Annotated in this window: 15 protein-coding genes; 10 read left to right on the top strand and 5 right to left on the bottom strand. The window is 70.1% G+C overall.

Annotation, left to right across the window (positions count from 1 at the left end):
* The first annotated feature begins 42 nt into the window (after positions 1-42).
* Positions 43-1,209 carry a serine hydrolase domain-containing protein gene (locus tag F5X71_RS21045; protein ID WP_167463595.1) on the top strand — a complete coding sequence of 389 codons (1,167 nt, stop codon included), beginning with the start codon at positions 43-45 and terminating at the stop codon, positions 1,207-1,209.
* Between the two features lie 77 nt (positions 1,210-1,286).
* On the opposite strand, the gene F5X71_RS21050 is transcribed toward F5X71_RS21045, so the two are convergent.
* A complete protein-coding gene (locus F5X71_RS21050; protein WP_167463596.1) occupies positions 1,287-4,472 on the bottom strand; it encodes an acetyl-CoA carboxylase family protein in 3,186 nt (1,061 codons plus the stop codon).
* A gap of 356 nt (positions 4,473-4,828) precedes the next feature.
* Complete coding sequence (locus F5X71_RS21055) at positions 4,829-6,334, bottom strand: flavin-containing monooxygenase (protein WP_167463597.1); 1,506 nt, start codon at positions 6,332-6,334, stop codon at positions 4,829-4,831.
* Between the two features lie 311 nt (positions 6,335-6,645).
* Between F5X71_RS21055 and F5X71_RS21060 the strand changes: the two genes are divergently transcribed.
* The 6 genes from F5X71_RS21060 (at position 6,646) to F5X71_RS21085 (ending at position 12,365) form a co-directional block, all read left to right on the top strand.
* The gene (locus tag F5X71_RS21060; RefSeq protein WP_167466609.1) at positions 6,646-7,383 is read left to right on the top strand and encodes an ABC transporter permease; all 738 of its coding nucleotides are present in this window, start codon (positions 6,646-6,648) and stop codon (positions 7,381-7,383) included.
* Positions 7,356-8,156, top strand: coding sequence for an ABC transporter ATP-binding protein (locus tag F5X71_RS21065; protein ID WP_167463598.1), 801 nt, complete (start codon positions 7,356-7,358; stop codon positions 8,154-8,156). Before F5X71_RS21060 ends, F5X71_RS21065 begins: the two co-directional genes overlap by 28 nt.
* On the top strand, positions 8,153-9,157 hold the full coding sequence (locus F5X71_RS21070) for an ABC transporter substrate-binding protein (protein WP_167463599.1): 1,005 nt from the start codon (positions 8,153-8,155) through the stop codon (positions 9,155-9,157). The genes F5X71_RS21065 and F5X71_RS21070 overlap by 4 nt, the downstream gene beginning before the upstream one ends.
* Positions 9,158-9,171: 14 nt before the next feature.
* Entirely contained in the window at positions 9,172-10,317 is a 1,146-nt protein-coding gene (locus F5X71_RS21075; RefSeq protein WP_167463600.1) for an LLM class flavin-dependent oxidoreductase, read from the top strand.
* A 138-nt stretch (positions 10,318-10,455) separates the two neighbouring features.
* Entirely contained in the window at positions 10,456-11,841 is a 1,386-nt protein-coding gene (locus tag F5X71_RS21080) for an APC family permease (protein WP_167463601.1), read from the top strand.
* A gap of 113 nt (positions 11,842-11,954) precedes the next feature.
* Complete coding sequence (locus tag F5X71_RS21085; RefSeq protein ID WP_167463602.1) at positions 11,955-12,365, top strand: YybH family protein; 411 nt, start codon at positions 11,955-11,957, stop codon at positions 12,363-12,365.
* 158 nt (positions 12,366-12,523) lie between these two features.
* On the opposite strand, the gene F5X71_RS21090 is transcribed toward F5X71_RS21085, so the two are convergent.
* Positions 12,524-12,991, bottom strand: a complete 468-nt coding sequence (locus F5X71_RS21090; RefSeq protein ID WP_167463603.1) for an SRPBCC family protein — start codon at positions 12,989-12,991, stop codon at positions 12,524-12,526.
* Between the two features lie 217 nt (positions 12,992-13,208).
* The gene (locus F5X71_RS21095; protein ID WP_167463604.1) at positions 13,209-14,087 is read right to left on the bottom strand and encodes a siderophore-interacting protein; all 879 of its coding nucleotides are present in this window, start codon (positions 14,085-14,087) and stop codon (positions 13,209-13,211) included.
* Positions 14,088-14,217: 130 nt separating this feature from the next.
* On the opposite strand from F5X71_RS21095, the gene F5X71_RS21100 reads away from it, so the two are divergent.
* Complete coding sequence (locus tag F5X71_RS21100) at positions 14,218-14,823, top strand: HAD family hydrolase (protein WP_167463605.1); 606 nt, start codon at positions 14,218-14,220, stop codon at positions 14,821-14,823.
* 14 nt (positions 14,824-14,837) lie between these two features.
* Positions 14,838-15,590, top strand: coding sequence for a 3-oxoacyl-ACP reductase FabG (fabG, locus tag F5X71_RS21105; RefSeq protein ID WP_167463606.1), 753 nt, complete (start codon positions 14,838-14,840; stop codon positions 15,588-15,590).
* 42 nt (positions 15,591-15,632) lie between these two features.
* Here fabG and F5X71_RS21110 read toward each other — a convergent pair whose 3' ends face one another.
* A complete protein-coding gene (locus tag F5X71_RS21110; RefSeq protein ID WP_167463607.1) occupies positions 15,633-16,352 on the bottom strand; it encodes an SDR family NAD(P)-dependent oxidoreductase in 720 nt (239 codons plus the stop codon).
* 100 nt (positions 16,353-16,452) lie between these two features.
* Between F5X71_RS21110 and F5X71_RS21115 the strand changes: the two genes are divergently transcribed.
* The gene (locus F5X71_RS21115; RefSeq protein WP_167463608.1) at positions 16,453-17,301 is read left to right on the top strand and encodes a helix-turn-helix transcriptional regulator; all 849 of its coding nucleotides are present in this window, start codon (positions 16,453-16,455) and stop codon (positions 17,299-17,301) included.
* The last annotated feature ends 9 nt before the right edge of the window (positions 17,302-17,310 follow it).

The following is a 17,310-nucleotide window of genomic DNA, read 5'->3' on the forward strand; positions in this document are numbered from 1 at the left end:
GGACGACAACCGCGGGACGGAGGGGGCTGCCATGCTGGTGGCATGGTGATCGACGGTGTAGTGGCGCCCGGGTACGAGGCGGTTCGCGACGCGTTCGTGGCGAACTTCGCCGAGCAGGGTGAGATCGGCGCCGCGGTGTGCGTGTACCGCGACGGTGAACCGGTGGTCGATCTGTGGGGCGGCACCGCCGACCCGGAGACGGGCAGGCCGTGGCAGCGCGACACACTGCAGCTGGTCTATTCGGCGACCAAAGGCGTGACGACCACCCTGGCGCACCTGCTCGTCGAGCGCGGTCTGCTCGATCTCGACGCACCCGTCGCCCGGTACTGGCCGGAGTTCGCCGCGGCGGGCAAAGCCGGGATTCCGGTGCGCTGGTTGCTGACCCACCAGGCGGGCCTGGCCGCGCTCGACAAGCCGGTGCCGCTAGCCGACGCGCTGGCCTGGACGCCGATGGTCGAGGCACTCGCGGCGCAGGCGCCGAACTGGCCGCCGGGGACCGCGCACGGCTACCACGGTCGCACCTTCGGCTGGCTGGTCGGTGCGGTCATCCGCCGGATCACCGGCCGCACCGTCGGACAGTTCCTCGCCGAGGAGGTCGCCGGACCGTTCGGCGTCGAGTTCTTCATCGGCCTGCCGCCCGTTGAGCAGCATCGGGTGAGCCGGTTGGTGTTCGCGCCGAAACCGGACCTCAGCGCGGTGCCCATGGAGTCGATCCCGGCGCCGATGCGGGCGATGATCGCGGCGCTGCGCGACCCGGAATCGTTGAGCAACCGCGCCTTTCAGGTCACCGACCCGGCAGAGATCGACTTCAACGCCCCCGAGGTGCACGCCGCTGAGCTGCCCGCGAGCAACGGCATCGGCACCGCACGCGGCCTGGCCCGGCTCTACGCCGCACTCGTCGGCGAGGTGGACGGCCGCCGCCTGCTGAGCGCGGACACCCTCGCCGCCGCAGTGCGCGAACAGGTCAGCGGCACCGACGAAGTCATCATGCTCCCCAACCGCTACGCCACCGGCTACATGCTCCCGAGCGACGAGATCCCACTCGGCGGGCCGGGATCGTTCGGCCATCCCGGCCGCGGCGGGTCCCTCGCCTATGCCGATCCAGCCCGTAACCTCGCCTTCGCCTACACCCCCAACCACATCATCGAGCAAGCCCTCGACCTTCGCTCCCGCAATCTGGTCGACGCACTCGAGACCGCCTTGAACTGACGCCACCCACCAACTGCATTGCCCCGCGACAATCGCCACGACGCACACCGATCACACCGGGCACCGAAGCGTGCGCGTCACGTGAGGGTGCGGATCCAATGGCGGGTGGCGGCGGGGTCGATCACGTCGTCGAGTTCGAGGACGGTGGCGGCGGTCAGGGCGCGGCCGTTGGCGTAGGCGAGGGCGACGAGGTTGTCGAAGGCCTGCTGTCGTTCGGTCGGGTCCTCGATGGCCGCCAGCTCTTTGGCGAAGCCTAGGCGCACCGCGCCTTCCAAGCCCATGCCGCCGATTTCGCCGGTGGGCCAGGCGATGACGAAGCGCGGTGCGCGAAAAGACCCGGCTGCCATGGCTTGTGCGCCCAGCCCGTAGCCCTTGCGGACGATGACGGTGCCCCACGGCACGGACATGCCCGCAGCGTCGATGAAAAGGCGGCTGAACTTGGTGACGGTGGCGTCGCGTTCGGCATCCGGCCCGACCATGAAACCCGGTGTGTCGCACAGGGAGACGATGGGCAGCCCGTGGGCGTCGCATAGCCGGAGGAAGGCGCTGAGTTTGTCGGCGGCGGGTGCGTCGATGGCCCCGCCGAGATGGTGGCAGTTGTTGGCGATCAGTCCGTAGGGGCGCCCTTCGACGCGGATGAGCGCGGTGACGATGCCGACGGCCCAGTCCGCGCGCAGCTCTAGCACGGAGTCCACGTCGGCGATCGAGGCGATGGCGTCCCGGATATCGAAGGCGCGCAGGCGATTATCCGGCACCACGTGCCGGGACAGCCGGTGGTCGGGTGCGGTCCACTCCGGCGTCGACCCTTGGAAGTAGGACAGATACCGCTGGGCGATTCGGGTCGCCTCGGCCTCGTCGGCGGCGACGATGTGCACCACGCCGTTGCGCCGCTGCACCTCGACCGGGCCGATGTCCTCCGGCGCGTAGACGCCGAGGCCACCACCCTCGATCATGGCCGGGCCACCCATGCCGATATTGGCGTCGGGCGTGGCGATCACGACATCGCACATGCCGAGCAGCGCGGCGTTGCCCGCGAAACAGCGACCGGAGACCACGCCGACCAGCGGCACCCGCCCCGACAGCGCGCCCATGGCGCGGAAGGTGGTGACGTCGAGGCCGGAGATGCCGCCGTGGTCCGTATCGCCGGGCCTGCCACCGCCGCCCTCGGTGTAGAAGATCACCGGAAGTTCTTGGGCGCGAGCCAGTTCCAGCAGACGATCGGTCTTGGCGTGATTGCGCATGCCCTGGGTTCCCGCCAGCACCGTGTAGTCGTAGGACATGACGACCACCCTGGTGCGGTCCGCGCCGAACCGATCGGCGTTGACGGTGGCCACTCCCCCGACCAGACCGTCCGCCGGGGTGTTCGCGATCAGATCCTCCGCACTGCGACGCAACCGCTGCGCGGCGACCGCGAGCGCGCCGTACTCGACGAAGCTGCCGTCGTCGACCAGATCCGCGATGTTCTCGCGGGCGGTGCGCCTGCCGAGCCGGTGCCGTTTGGCGACGGCCTCGGGCCGCGCCTCGTCCAGGCCGACCCGGTGCCGGTCGTCGACCTCGGCGAGATCGGGGCGGATCGCATCGAGAGCGATCACCGCGTCGGCGGCGACCGGCCCGTCGTGGTCGGCCGGCGTCCAGATCAGCAGCGGCGCATGCGGATCCACCGTCGCACCGGGCTCGACCAGGTGCCGCCGCACCCGCAACGCCTGCTCGGCGCGCAGCACGTGCTGCATCTTCATCGCCTCGAGCACCGCGACCTCGGCGCCCGCAGGCACGACCGCGCCCGGTTCGACCAGGCTGACCAGCGTGCCGCCCATCGGCGAGCGCACCACGGACTCGTCGTCGCCGAGCGCGACCGACTCGACCGCCGCGACCGCGTCCGAATGCGTCACCGGCACATAGTCACTCGCCTTCCCGATCAGACCGGCCAGGTTCTCCTCGAACCACGAGGTGGACACCGGCGCGCCGTCGGCGAGAACGTCGAGTGCCGCGCGCAGCAGCGCCAGATTCGTATCGATGCCGCGCACCACGGCTTCGGCCAGCGCGTCCGAACACCGCCGCACCGCGGCGGGATAGGTCGCGCCCCGGGTGATCACCTTGGCGACCAGCGAATCGAATTGCGCCCCTTGCCGCATCCCGGTGTAGGCGGCCGTGTCGACCCGCACCCCCGAGCCGGTCGGCGCGGCGAACTCGGTCACGGTGCCGGTGCTCGGCAGCACTTCCCCACCCGCCGTGACGATCTCGGCGTTCACCCGGGCCTGCACCGCGTAGCCACGCGGCCCGAGGCCCGGATCGGCGGCACCGACCGGCAGGTCGGCGAGGGTGCGGCCGAGCGCCAGATCCAGTTGGAGTGCGACCAGGTCGACACCCGTGACCTCCTCGGTCACCGTGTGCTCGACCTGCAGTCGCGGGTTGACCTCGAGGAACCACGCCTCGGCACCGCGCACCAGGAATTCGACCGTGAGCACGCCGCGGCCGCCGACCGACTCGGCCAGGCGGACGGCGTCGCGGTGCAGCCGTTCCCGCAGCGCCGCATCGAGATTCGGGGCGGGCGCGATCTCGATCAGTTTCTGGTGGCGGCGCTGGACGCTGCAGTCGCGGTCGCCGAGCGCGACCGCGCGCACACCGTCGGCGACCACCTGCACCTCGATATGCCGGGCGGCCGTGATCAACGCTTCGGCGTACACCGCGGCGTCGCCGAACCCGGCGGCCGCTTCCGCGCGGCATCGCGCGTACGTCTCGTCCAGCAGTGCCGGATCACGCACCGCGCGCATGCCACGCCCGCCGCCGCCGGCCACGGCCTTCACCATCACCCCGTCCGGGTGCGCCGCGAGCAGTGCGGCGATCGCCGTGACACCGTCCGCGGCCGCGGTGGCGGGCAGCACCGGCACGCCCGCGCGCTCGGCCGCCGCCCGCGCGGCCACCTTGTCCCCGAAGATCCTGAGCACCTCGGGCGAGGGACCGACGAAGATCAGTTCCGCCGCGGCGCACGCGGCCGCGAGTTCCGCACTCTCGCTGAGGAATCCGTAGCCCGGATGCACCAGCGCGCCCGGCCCGGCCTGCCGCGCCGCCGCCACCACCGCCGCCACGTCCAGGTACGCGGCCGCTCCGGTGCCCGGCAGGGGCACCGCCTCGTCCGCGAGTCGCACAGGCAGCGCCGCGGCCTCCTCGGCGGTGTGCACCGCGACCGTGCCCCACTCCCGCTCGCGAGCCGTCCGCACCACGCGAACCGCCACCTCACCCCGATTCACCACCGCCACGCGCATCCGGTCAGTCTCCCTGATCCCGCTGCCCGGCCTGCACCGCACCGCCCAGCGTGTTCCGGGCTCCGGTGTATCGCGACGTGATCGACGACCGGCCACACCCGACGACGCCGAGCCAGTTACGCGGTACGCGGCCGTCAGTGGCCGCACCCCGCGACGCCGGGCCGATTACCACGGCGCGAAGAGCCGCCGGTTCGACGCACCTCGGCGGCCACGGCACGCAACTCGATTCGGCCACCGGCAGCACCTGGCGACGCCGCCAGCTACCCGGTGCGAGTAGCCGCCAGTCCATGCGCCACAGCGGCCACGGCACGCAACTCGATTCGACGACCGGGCAGTGCCGGAGGGCTCCCGGAGTGTTACGCGGTGCGGGTGGCCACCAGTGGACGCGCTTCGGCGGCGTGCGACGCGCGGGTGAAGGTGAGGACGCCGTCGTCCAGGGGCGCCTTGCGCAGCATCTTGCGGTCACGGAAGTAGCTGTTGATGACCTGCCAGGGGCCGCGGGTGCCCTGGCGCGGCATGACCGCGTCGCCGCGCTGGATGTATCCCGAGGTGAGGGCGCCGCCCATGACCGAATCGGGGGAACGGTCGCCCTCCTCGGCGATCGCCTCCATCCTGGTGTAGCCGTGCTCGCGCATGTGGTTGAGCACCCGGCAGAAGTACTCGGCGGCCAGGTCGGCCTTCAGGGTCCAGGACGCGTTGGTGTAGCCGAGCACCATCATCGCGTTCGGGACGCCGTCGAGCATCGTGCCCTTGTAAACGACCCGGTCACGGGTGACGACGGGCTCGCCATCGATCTCCAGGGTCGCCCCGCCCAGCATCTGCACCCGCAGCCCGGTCGCGCTCACCACGATGTCGGCGGCCAGTTCTTCCCCGGACGCGAGCCGGATACCGCGCTCGGTGAAGGTCTCGATGCGATCGGTGACGATGGACGCCTTACTGCTGCGCAACACCCGGAACAGATCACCGTTGGGCACGACGCACAGGCGCTGATCCCACGGGTTGTAGGACGGCGTGAAGTGCCGCATATCGATCTTGTTGCCGATCTGGGCCCGCACCGCGGCGAGCAGCACCCGGCGCGAGGCGGCTGGATTGGTGCGCGAGAGTTCGAAACTGGCGCGCTGCAAGGCGATATTGCGGGCCCGTCCGATCCGGTAGGCCACCTTGTCGGGCACCTTGGCCAGCTTCATGCCGACCGCGACCGGGTCGTTGGCCGGCAGCGTGGTGATGTAGGTGGGCGAGCGCTGCAGCATGGTGACGTGCGCGGCGTCGTCGCTCATCGCGGGGATCAGGGTAATCGCGGTCGCGCCGCTGCCGATCACCACGACCTTCTTGCCCCGGTAGTCGAGGTCCTCCGGCCAGTGCTGCGGGTGCACGATCTGCCCGCCGAAGTCCGCCGCACCGGGGAACTCGGGGAGGTAGCCGTTGTCGTAGTCGTAGTAGCCGGTGCAGCCGACCAGGAAATTGCTGGTGAAGGTCTCGACCGCGCCGGTCTGCTCGTCGAGCGCCTCGACCGTCCAGGTCTCGGTCGCGCTGGACCAGCGGGCGGTGGTCACCTTGCGACCGAAGTGGATGTGCTCGGTGACGCCGTATTCGGCGGCCGTGTCCTCGACGTACTGCCGGATGTGCGGCCCGTCGGCGAGCACCTTGGTGCCGTTCCACGGGCGGAAGCCGTAGCCGAAGGTGTACATGTCCGAGTCGGACCTGATGCCCGGGTACTTGAACAGGTCCCAGGTGCCACCGATCGCGGTGCGGCGCTCCAGGATGGCGTAGCTGCGTCCGGTCTGCTCGCGCGTCAGGTGGCAGGCCATACCGATTCCGGAAAGCCCGGCACCGATGATCAGTACGTCGACATGCCGCGTCATTGGGGAACTCGTTTCGTCTGGTCGGTCGCGCTCTGGACTCCGTCGCCCAGAGTTGACGCCAGGTTACGTGTTATCAACAGTTACGTCTAGCCGGGTGAGCGCCGTGGCGGGCCGTAATTAAAACCTGGCTGGTTGCAAACGCTGACTCCGCGCCGCCGGGCGCTCAGCATGGATGACTGCGGCGCGCCCTGGTGCGCGGCGTGCTTCTTGTCCCCTACCCGAGGTGTCGCGTGTCATCAATTGCCTTGGAGCCGACAGCGATTCGGGTTCGGTCGGCCGCCCGGTGGCGGCCGCGCAAGTCCTGGCTGCGGGTGCTCAGCCCGCTCGTGCTGGTGCTCGCCTGGCAGCTCGCCAGCGCCACCGGCGCCCTCCCGGAACGGCTGCTCGCCTCGCCGATAACAATCGTGCACACCACCGGCGAGTTGCTCGGCGCGGGCACCCTGCAGGAGGCGGTCGCGGTCTCGCTCGGGCGCGCGACGACCGGTTTCGCCGTCGGCGCGGCGCTCGGCATCGGCCTTGCCGTGCTGGCCGGGCTGAGCACGGTCGGCGAATACGTGGTCGATCCGCCGATGCAGATGCTGCGCACGGTGCCCTTCTACGGGTTGATCCCGCTGCTCATCCTGTGGTTCGGCATCGGCGAGCTGCCCAAGGTGGTGCTGGTTGCCTTCGGCGCGGCGATTCCGTTGTACCTCAACACCTTCGCGGGCATCCGCGGCGTGGACGGCAAGCTGGCCGAGCTCGCCAGGGTGCAGCGGCTCAGCCGCCTCGCCCTGCTCGGGCACATCGTGCTGCCCGGTGCGCTGCCGCAGACCCTGGTCGGCCTGCGGCAGTCCCTCGGTGTGGCGTGGCTGGCCCTGATCGTGGCCGAACAGGTGAACGCCGACGCCGGGCTCGGCTTCCTGATCAACGACGCCCGCGAATTCCTGCGGACCGACGTGATCGTCGTCGGCCTGCTGGTGTACTGCGTGCTCGGTCTGCTGACCGACGCGCTGGTCCGATTGATCGAGCGGAAGGCGCTGGCATGGCGACGCGGATTTCTGGGGCAGTGATCACCGACGAGTCGGTCCGCACGCCCGCCTCGGCCGAGCGGGAAGCGGCTGCCGTGGCCGCGCCCGCGGCGCCCGTCGCCCAGGTGCGCGGCCTGGTCCGCGACTTCGACGGCAGGCGCGTGCTCGACGGTCTCGAGCTCGAGCTCGCCCCCGGCGAGTTCGTCGCGCTGCTCGGCCGCAGCGGATCGGGCAAGTCCACCCTGCTGCGCGCCTTGGCGGGCCTCGATGAGGGGGTGCGGGGTGAGTTGCACACGCGAGGCACGATCGCCGTCGCCTTCCAGGAACCGCGCCTGGTGCCCTGGAAGCGCGTGCTGGCGAACGTGTATCTCGGTCTGCGACAGCGGGATCCGAAGCGGGCGGCGCGGGCCGCCCTGGCCGAGGTCGGCTTGGCCGAGCGGGCCGAGGCGTGGCCGCTGACCCTCTCCGGCGGTGAGGCCCAACGCGTCAGCCTGGCCCGTGCGCTGGTGCGGGAACCGGATCTGCTGCTGCTCGACGAGCCGTTCAGCGCCTTGGACGCGCTCACCCGGATCACCATCCACCGGCTCGTCATCGAGCTGTGGCAGCGCCGCAAGCCCGCCGTCCTGCTGGTCACCCACGACGTGGAAGAGGCGTTGCGACTGGCCGATCGGGTGCTGGTGCTCGGCGCAGGCCGGATCGCCCACGAGTCCCGCATCGAGCTGCCGCGGCCGCGCCGCAGCGAACATCCCCAACTGCTCACCCTGCGCAACACACTGCTCGCCCAGCTGGGCGTGGCACCGGAAGGAACCGCATGAAAGCCGCGAGGCTGCTGCTCGCAACGACACTCGCCCTGGTGGCCGCGCTCGGCACGGCCTGCGGGTCCGACCAGGCCGACGATACGGCGCTGCGGCCGGACGGCTCGGTCGATCTGGCCAAGGTGACGCTGCGCCTGGGCGATCAGAAGGGCATCGGGCTGCAGGCGCTGCTGACCGCCGCTGGCGAGCTGGACCAAACCCCGTACCGGATCGAATGGTCGCAGTACCAGGCCGGCCCGCCGATGCTGGAGGCGATCAATTCCGGCGCGGTCGATTTCGGCGGCGTCGGCAACTCGCCGCCGGTCTTCGCGGCGGCCGCCAAATCGGCGATCAAGATCGTCGGTGCGTATCAGTCCGGCAAAGAGGGCCAGGGCATCGTCGTGCCCAAGGACTCGCCGCTGCGTACCCCGCAAGACCTGCGCGGCAAGAAAATCGCGGTCACCAAGGGCAGCTCCGCGCATCATCACCTGCTCACCGTGCTGAACAAGGCGGGGATCGAGTGGGGCCAGATCGAGCCGCAATACCTGCAACCGCCGGACGCGCTGGCCGCGCTGTCCACCGGCCGGGTGGACGCCTGGGCCATCTGGGATCCGTACACCGCGCAGGCCGAGCAGCAGTCGAACGCGCGAATCCTGGTGGACGGCAACGGTTACATCACCGGCGACGCCTTCTTCGTCGCGGGCGCCAAGACGCTGGACCGCAAAGGGACCACCGCCGCGCTGCGCGATCTGCTCGCCCGCATCGCACGGGCGCACACCTGGGTCAACGAGCATCCCGAGCAGTGGGCGAAGACCTACGCCGAACTCACCGGCCTGCCCTATGACGTGATCATCGCCGTCGTCAAGCGGGGTCGCTACGTCGACCATCAGCTCGACGCGTCCACCATCGCCGCCGAACAGGGCGTGGCCGACGCCTTCGCCGACGCCGGGCTCATTCCGCGCAAGGTCACCATCGCCGACTACATCGACACCCGCTTCAACGACCTGTTCCCCGCTTCCTGAGGAGTTGGCCCACCATGACTTTGTCGTTCCACTGGTTCCTGCCCACCTACGGTGATTCCCGCGGCCTGGTCGCGGGCGGGCACGGCACCTTCATGTCCGGCGACCGCCCGGCCACCCTGCGCTATCTGAACCAGATCGGCGCCGCGGCCGAGGACAACGGCTTCGAGGCGGTGCTCACCCCGACCGGCGCCTGGTGCGAGGACGCCTGGCTCACCACGGCGATGCTGGTCGACACCACCGAAACGCTGAAGTTCCTCGTGGCGTTCCGGCCCGGTCTGGTGAGCCCGACGCTGGCCGCGCAGATGGCTGGCACCTTCCAGCGGCACTCGCGGGGCAGGCTGCTGCTGAACGTGGTGACCGGCGGCGAACCGCACGAGCAGCAGGCCTACGGCGACTTCCTGGACAAGGACCAGCGCTACGCGCGCACCGGCGAATTCCTGCACGTCGTCCGCGAGCTGTGGACCGCGCAGGAGCCGATCTCGTTCGAGGGCGAGCACGTGAAGGTCCGTGACGCGCTGCTGAGCAACCGGCCCGATCCGATCCCGCCGATCTTCTTCGGCGGATCCTCCGCGCCCGCGGGACCGGTCGCGGCCCGCTATGCCGACACCTATCTCACCTGGGGTGAACCGCTGCTCGCGGTCAGCAGGAAACTGGAATGGATCCGCCGCCTGGCCGTCGACGCGGGCCGGGTGCTCGACTACGGCCTGCGCATCCACGTGATCAGCCGCGACACCTCCGAGCAGGCCTGGGCCGAGGCCGATCGGCTGTTGCAGGGCATCGACCCCGCCGACATCGAGCGCGTGCAGGCCAGCCTGGCGCGCAGCGAGTCCGAGGGCCAGCGCCGGATGTCGGAACTGCACGGCGGCAGCACCGACCGGCTCGAGATCGCGCCCAACCTATGGGCTGGCGTCGGGCTGGTCCGCGGCGGCGCGGGAACCGCGCTGGTCGGCTCGCACGCCGAGGTCGCCGAGCGCCTGATCGAGTACTCGAAGCTGGGCATCAGCCATTTCATCCTCTCCGGCTACCCGCACCTCGAGGAGGCGTACTGGTTCGGCGAGGGCGTGCTGCCGATCCTCGAGCGCAAGGGCCTGTGGCGGCATCCGACGCGCGGGACCGCCCCGCGCGCGGCCACGCCGTTCGCCGCGTCCGCCAGCAGCTGACCTGACAAAGTCGCAGGCAAAACGGGGCGCGGATGATCGAATGGGGATCCCCAGTTAACGATCACTGACTGACTTCGATGAGAATGTCCCTCGGTCCGGCTTACCGGCGGGACCGAGGGACTAGCTCATAAGGGAGTCATGACCACCGCACCCGCTCAGCGCTGGCGCCGCCGCGTCCCCGATACCGCCACCACCGACGGCGCGCCGAAGCTGGCGCGCAAGCTCGGGCGCATCGACCTCACGGCGATGGGCGTCGGCACCATCGTGGGTGCGGGCATCTTCGTGATCACCGGTGTCGCCGCCGCGGAGAAGGCCGGACCGTCCATCGTGCTGTCGTTCATGCTGGCGGGCACGGTCTGTGTGCTCGTCGCGCTGTGCTACAGCGAACTCGCGGCGATGGTGCCGGTGTCCGGCAGTGCCTACACCTACACCTATGCCACGCTCGGTGAAGGACCCGCGTTCCTGGTCGGCTGGAATCTGCTGCTCGAATTCGTCATCGCGGGCGCGGCCGTGGCGATCGGCTGGTCGGGTACCACGGTGTCGGCGCTGGATTCGATGTTCGGCATCACCGTGCCGCACGCCATCGCGGCGGGCCCCGGTGAGGGCGGAATCGTGAACCTGCCCGCGGTGCTGATCATCGGCGTGATCGTCGCGGTGCTGGTCGGTGAGGTGTCGCTGACCGCGAAGATCACCAAGGCGCTGGTCGGGGTGACCATCGGCGTGCTGGTGCTGGTGGTCGCCGTCGGCGCGCCGCACATCGAGGTGGACAACTGGGCCCCGTTCGCGCCCTTCGGTTTCGTCGGCATCATCGGCGGCGCGGCGATCGCCTTCTTCGCGTTCCTCGGCTTCGACGTCGTCGCCGCCTCGGCCGAGGAGGCCCGCAACCCGCGCCGCGACGTGCCGTTCGCGATCATCGGCACCGTGCTCATCGCCACCCTGCTGTACGCGCTGGTGAGCGCGGTGCTCACCGGGATCGCGCCGTTCGCCACGCTGAACAACGGCGCGCCGATCGCCACCGCGTTCAGCGGGCTGCGCATCGGCTGGATCGGCAACGTCATCGTGATCGCCTCGGTCATCGCGCTGACCAAGGGCCTGCTGCTGATCGTGTACGCCCAGGTGCGCCTGAGTTTCGCGATGTGCCGAGATCGGTTGCTGCCCTTCGGTCTCGCGCGGACCGGCAAGCGCGCCACGCCCGTGCGACTCACCCTGCTGCTCGGCGTGTGCTGCGCGGCCATCGCCGGACTGCTGCCCATCGATATCGTGGTCGAACTGGTGAACATCGGCGCGCTGTCCGCGTTCGCGGTGGTGTGCGTCGGGGTGCTGGTGCTGCGGCGGGCCGAACCCGAGCGGGAACGCCCCTTCCGCACCCCGCTCGTTCCGCTGGTGCCGATCCTCGCGCTCGTCGGTTGCGTACTGCTCGCCACCACGCTGGACGGTCTGACCTGGGTGCGGTTCGCGGTCTGGGTGATCATCGGCCTCGCGGTGTACCTGGGCTACAGCCGCAAGCGCTCCACCCTCGCCTGACCGCCTCGGGAAATATCACATATCTCCCGTAATCCATTGCGTCCCATGCTCGATTTCGGCAGGCTCACAGGTGCCGAGCAGTACCGGTGCGGCCTGACGAAGGGACGACTGACGTGTCGGAGGACGAGAAGCAGATCCGGGTCTTGATCGAGCGGTGGGCCGCGGCCGTGCACGCGGGCGATCTCGACACCGTCCTCGCCGATCACGCGCCCGACATCGTCATGTTCGACGTCCCGCCGCCGGATGAGGGGCTGCGCGGTATCGACGCCTACCGCGCGGCCTGGCCCGGGTTCTTCGAATGGCAGGCCAAGGGCGCGAGTTTCGACATCGTCTCCCTCGACATCACCGCGGGCGCCGATGTCGCGTTCGCGCACGCCCTGCTGCTGTGCGGCACGCCAGAGGATTTCGACGCGAATCCCGGCCGCCGCCTCCGGCTCACCCTCGGCCTGCGCAAGCAGAACGGCCGCTGGAGCGTGACCCACGAGCATCACTCGTTCCCCGACACCTCGCTGCCCCCGATCTGAGGCTGCTTCCGCCGTACCGGAGTCCGTGCGGCACCACGGAGGTGCACCCGTTGCGAACTCGCACTCGATGCATTCTTGCGGTCACTGAACGACATTGGGACGCTTCGTCTTACCGCGACCGCACGCGTCGTTCCACGTGAATCAATGGAATCTCGCGGTCATTCCGGACGCCGTCCGGACTCCCGGTAGCTGGTCTCGATCTGCTCGCGGAGGTGCTTCTCGGTGTGCCGGATGGCGGGGCCGATGAAGGCCTGGATCACTCGATCGAGCACCCGGCCCGCGAGTCCGCCGGGGACTCGATAGTCCGCGGTGGCACCGACGTTCGTCGTATCAGGGTCGATGGCCTCGAAATCCCATCGGATCGATCCTTCGATGCCCTTGATGGCCCGCATGGTGATCCGGGCGCCCTCGAGCCATTCGATGGTGTCGGCGCGCAGGTGCAAGGTGGTAGGGCCCAGGTGCAGCGCAGTGTCGAAAACCGCTCCGACACCGGAGGTTTGCTCGCCGACGGGGGTGAAGTGCCGGATGCCGAACATCCACCGCGGCACGTTGCGATAGTCGGCGACGTAGCCGAATGCGAAGTCCGCCGGCGCTTTACACGCCGCGCTGTGCTCGACATGGCCCATGCCGTCCTCCTGCCGCGCCCCGACATCCGAACAGAGACTCGTCCGGACTCCGACCCTAGAGCACCGCGCCGCGCTTCGCCCGCGAACTCACTTGCCCGCCATCCGATCACCTTGCGCACTGACCCGAGAACCAGCGTGCCCGAACACAATTCGCGTCAGTACACGAACACGACTGCACCCCAGCCATTTACCTGCCAACGATGGCCACCTCCCACGGTCAGTCCTCGTCGACCAGCGGCTCCCCCGCCGCGGCGCGGCGCACGTTCTCGCGGCCGTTGTCCTCCTCGGTGCGACCCACCCGCCAATAGCCGGTGAAGGTGATCGAGTGCTTATCGATGCCGCGCTCACGGACCAGATGCCTGCGAGTGAGCTTGACGAGGTTCGCCTCGCCGGAGATCCACGCGTACGGCGCGCCGGCGGGAAACTCGGCCGCCTGCACGGCCGCCACGACGGCGTCGCCGGGGCGCCGGTCGCCGCGGTGGATCCATTCGATCCGCACGTCACCCGCCGTGTCGAACCGCTGCTCCTCCGCAGGACCCGACACCTCGATGAACGCGCGCAGCACCGCCCCCGGCTCGAGCCCTTCGATGATCGAACCGATCGCCGGGATCGCGGTCTCGTCGCCGACCGCCAGCTGCCATGCCACCCCGGGTTGCGGGCAGTACAGCGCGAATGGTGGGCACAGCATGCCGATTTCGGCGCCGGGCACCGCCTTGGCCGCCCAATCCGACGCGGGCCCGGCGTGTTCGGTGTGCAGGACGAAGTCGATGTCGAGCTCGCCGAGTTCGGGACGTTGCGCGCGCACGGTGTAGGTGCGCATCGGCGGGCGGATCGCATCGGGCATGGCGAGGTACTGGTGGTACCAGCTCATCGCCTGATCCCCCGCGTCGAGCGGCGGCGGGACGACGGGCCGCCGCTGCCCCGGCAACGGGAAGAAAACCTTGGTGTATTGATCGGGTCCGGCATTGCTCAGCGCGGCCGGGTCCTGCCCGGTCAACGTGATGCGAACCATGTGCGGTGTCAGTCGCGCCACCCGGCTGACCTGGAGCGTCGCGTAGGCCATGGTCGGGCGGTTCGTGCGCGTCGTGGTTGCCATAAGGGTAGGCTAACCTGCCTAGCGGCCTCGGCGCGAGGGGGCTGCCCGCGCCGCACTCCCCGTTTCGCCCGCGGCACCGCAGAGACCGACTGCCCGGCCCGCGACCCGCCCCGGCCGTTAGGGTCGGGTGGTGACCTGGACGGTGGGCTTCGACCTCGATATGACGCTGATCGACTCGCGACCGGGGGTTGGCCGGGCCGTCGACATTCTCGCGGCGGAATTCGAGGTGCCGCTGCGCGGTGCGGATTTCGCGGATCGACTCGGACCGCCACTGGCCACCCTGCTGGTCGAGGCCGGTGCGCCGGAGGAACTCGTCCCGGCCCTGGTGACCAGGTATCGCGAGCTGTATCCCTCGGTCGTGTCCAGCATTCCGGCGATGCCGGGCGCCGAGGCCGCACTGGCCGCGGTCGACGCGCGCGGCGGGCGGGTGCTCGTCGTCACCGGCAAGCACGGACCGCTCGCCCAGCTGCACATCGACGAACTCGGTTGGCGCATCGACCATCTCGCGGGCGACCTATGGTCGGCGGGCAAGGCGAGCGTGCTGCGCGAGGAGGGCGCGCACCTGTTCGTCGGCGATCACGCCGGCGATATGCGCGGGGCGCGAGCGGCGGGCGTGCTCGCGGTCGGGGTCACCACGGGGCCATGCGATGCCACCGAGCTGCGCGCGGCAGGGGCCGATGTCGTGCTCGCCGACCTCACCGAGTTTCCCGAATGGCTTGCCGAACAGGCATTTTGAGAGGAGAACACGCAATGGACCGGTTCACCGAGAAGGTCGCCGTCGTGACGGGTGCGGCGCAGGGCATCGGCGCGGCCACCGCGCTGCGGCTCGCGGTCGAGGGCGCCACGGTCGCCGTGCTCGATCGCCAGGCGCCGGAGGACACCCTGGCACAGATCACCCGCGCGGGCGGCAAGGCCGTCGGCTACGTCTGCGACGTCACCGACCGCGCCTCGGTGCAGGGTGCTTTCGAGCAGGTCGCCACCGACCTCGGTGCGCCGCAGATCCTGATCAACAACGCCGGCATCACCCGTGACGACCTGTTCTTCCGGCTGAGCGAGGACGACTGGAACGCCGTGCTCTCGGTGAACCTGACCGGCGCGTACCACTGCGCGCAGGTCGCGCAGAAATACATGGTGGCCCAGCGCTACGGCAAGATCGTCTCGCTGTCGAGCCGGTCCGCCCTCGGCAATCGCGGCCAAGCCAACTACGCGGCGGCCAAGGCGGGCATCCAGGGCCTGACCGCCACCCTCGCCATCGAACTCGGCCCGTACAACATCAACGTCAACGCCGTCGCGCCCGGCTACATCGCGACCGCGATGACCGCGGCCACCGCCGAGCGCGTCGGCATGTCGGCCGAGCAGCATCAGCGCACGGTCGCCGAACGCACCCCGCTCGGGCGGGTCGGGCAGCCCGCCGAGGTCGCCGCGGTCATCGCGTTCCTCGCCAGCGACGAGGCGTCCTACGTCAGCGGCCAGACGCTCTACGTCAACGGCGGCGCGCGGTAGGACGTCCGGGACCGCGGCGATCATGGGTTCGCCGCCGCACGGTCACCAGGGCAGCGCACCCGCTCGGTCGAAGTACCCGCCGGTGGGGCCGTCCGGTCCCGCGGTGGCCAGCCCGACGATGGCGTCGGTGCCCTCGGTGACGGTTTGATATCCGCCGTGGTTGTTGAAATCCGTTGCGGTGTAACCAGGGTCGGCCGCGTTGAACCGGATCTCCGGCAGCGCGCGCGAGTACTGCGACATGATCATGTTCAACGCCGCCTTCGACGGGCTGTAGCCAAGGTTCGGCAGCGTCGACTCGAGCCGCTGGGGGTCGGCGGTGATGGTCAGTGAGCCCATGCCGCTCGACACCATCACCACGCGCGGGTGCGCCGCCGCGCGCAGCAACGGCAGGAACGCGTTGGTCACCTGAACCGGGGCGAACACGTTGGTCTCGAAGACCGGGCGCAGGTCCTCGGCCCGCGTCTGCTCCGGTGCGCGGAACTCGCCGGGAATGCCCGCGTTGTTGATCAGCACGTCCAGCGCGGCGGTCCGCGCGCGCACCGTGGCGACCGCCGCCGCGACGGACGCTGCGGACGTGACGTCCAGGTGCACGAACTCGACGTGCAGCCCTTGTTCGGCCAACTCGGCCGCCGCCTGCTTCCCGCGATCGGCATCGCGCGCACCGAGGAACACCTGCCAGCCCAATTCGCCGAGCCTGCGCACCGTTTCGCGGCCGAGCCCCTTGTTCGCACCGGTCACCAGTGCCGTTGTCGTTGTCGTCATGGGTCCAGCCTCGGCGCGCGCAGCACGCCTGAACAGGGCCGCCGTGTCATGGGAGCAGCGGTACCACCCCGGGCCGGGCCTGCTGCGGGATGATCGAAGGATGGACCGCACCGAACTCGCCGCGCTGCTGCGGCAGGCCCGCAGCCGGACACAGCCGCGCGAGGTCGGCCTGCCCGCGGGTGTGCGGCGGCAGGTGCCCGGCCTGCGCCGCGAGGAAGTGGCGCAGTTGGCGGGCATCAGCGTCGATTACGTGGTGCGCCTCGAACAGGGCAGGGGCCCGCGCCCGTCGACCGCCGTGCTCACCGCGCTGGCACGCGCCCTGCGGCTCAACGACAACGACCGCGCCCTGCTGTTCCAGCTCGGCGGCGCCGCACCGCCACAACCGGGTCACATCGCGATGGTGGTGCGGCCCAGCGTCTTACGGCTGCTCGACCGGATGGCCGACCTGCCCGCGCTGGTGATGTCCGCGAAAGGCGATGTGCTGGCCTGGAATCCGATGGCCACCGCGCTGCTCGGCGACTTCTCCGCCTTGCCTGCCGCGCACCGCAACATGATCTGGCAGTGCTTCCTGGGGACCGAGACGGGCCGGATCCGGCACACGCCAGAAGAGTTCCGGATCCTCGGCGTGTACGGCGTAGGCACCCTGCGCAGCGCGAAAGCCCGCTACCCGACCGATCCGGAACTCGATCGCCTGATCAACGAACTGCGCACGCACAGCACACAGTTCGAACAGCTCTGGCGCGAACGACCGTCCGGCCTGTGGCGCGACGCCACCAAAATCATCGAGCACCCCGAACTCGGCCGCCTCGTCGTCGAATGCGACACCCTGCTCATCCCCGACACCGACCAAACCCTCGTCGTCTACTCCGCCGAACCGAACACCCCCGCCGCCTCCACCCTCGACCTCCTCCGCGTAACCGGCGCCCAGCAGTTCAGCGAACGCCACTGAACCGCTGGG

The organism is Nocardia brasiliensis, assembly GCF_011801125.1.
GTDB classification, from domain to species: Bacteria; Actinomycetota; Actinomycetes; order Mycobacteriales; family Mycobacteriaceae; genus Nocardia; species Nocardia brasiliensis_C.

Excerpts from the sequence above, each read along its gene's own strand:
- F5X71_RS21045 (WP_167463595.1), top strand. The coding sequence starts at position 43 with ATGGTGATCGACGGTGTAGTGGCGCCCGGGTACGAGGCGGTTCGCGAC.
- F5X71_RS21050 (WP_167463596.1), bottom strand. The coding sequence starts at position 4,472 with ATGCGCGTGGCGGTGGTGAATCGGGGTGAGGTGGCGGTTCGCGTGGTG.
- F5X71_RS21055 (WP_167463597.1), bottom strand. The coding sequence starts at position 6,334 with ATGACGCGGCATGTCGACGTACTGATCATCGGTGCCGGGCTTTCCGGA.
- F5X71_RS21065 (WP_167463598.1), top strand. The coding sequence starts at position 7,356 with ATGGCGACGCGGATTTCTGGGGCAGTGATCACCGACGAGTCGGTCCGC.
- F5X71_RS21070 (WP_167463599.1), top strand. The coding sequence starts at position 8,153 with ATGAAAGCCGCGAGGCTGCTGCTCGCAACGACACTCGCCCTGGTGGCC.
- F5X71_RS21075 (WP_167463600.1), top strand. The coding sequence starts at position 9,172 with ATGACTTTGTCGTTCCACTGGTTCCTGCCCACCTACGGTGATTCCCGC.
- F5X71_RS21080 (WP_167463601.1), top strand. The coding sequence starts at position 10,456 with ATGACCACCGCACCCGCTCAGCGCTGGCGCCGCCGCGTCCCCGATACC.
- F5X71_RS21090 (WP_167463603.1), bottom strand. The coding sequence starts at position 12,991 with ATGGGCCATGTCGAGCACAGCGCGGCGTGTAAAGCGCCGGCGGACTTC.
- F5X71_RS21095 (WP_167463604.1), bottom strand. The coding sequence starts at position 14,087 with ATGGCAACCACGACGCGCACGAACCGCCCGACCATGGCCTACGCGACG.
- fabG (WP_167463606.1), top strand. The coding sequence starts at position 14,838 with ATGGACCGGTTCACCGAGAAGGTCGCCGTCGTGACGGGTGCGGCGCAG.
- F5X71_RS21110 (WP_167463607.1), bottom strand. The coding sequence starts at position 16,352 with ATGACGACAACGACAACGGCACTGGTGACCGGTGCGAACAAGGGGCTC.
- F5X71_RS21115 (WP_167463608.1), top strand. The coding sequence starts at position 16,453 with ATGGACCGCACCGAACTCGCCGCGCTGCTGCGGCAGGCCCGCAGCCGG.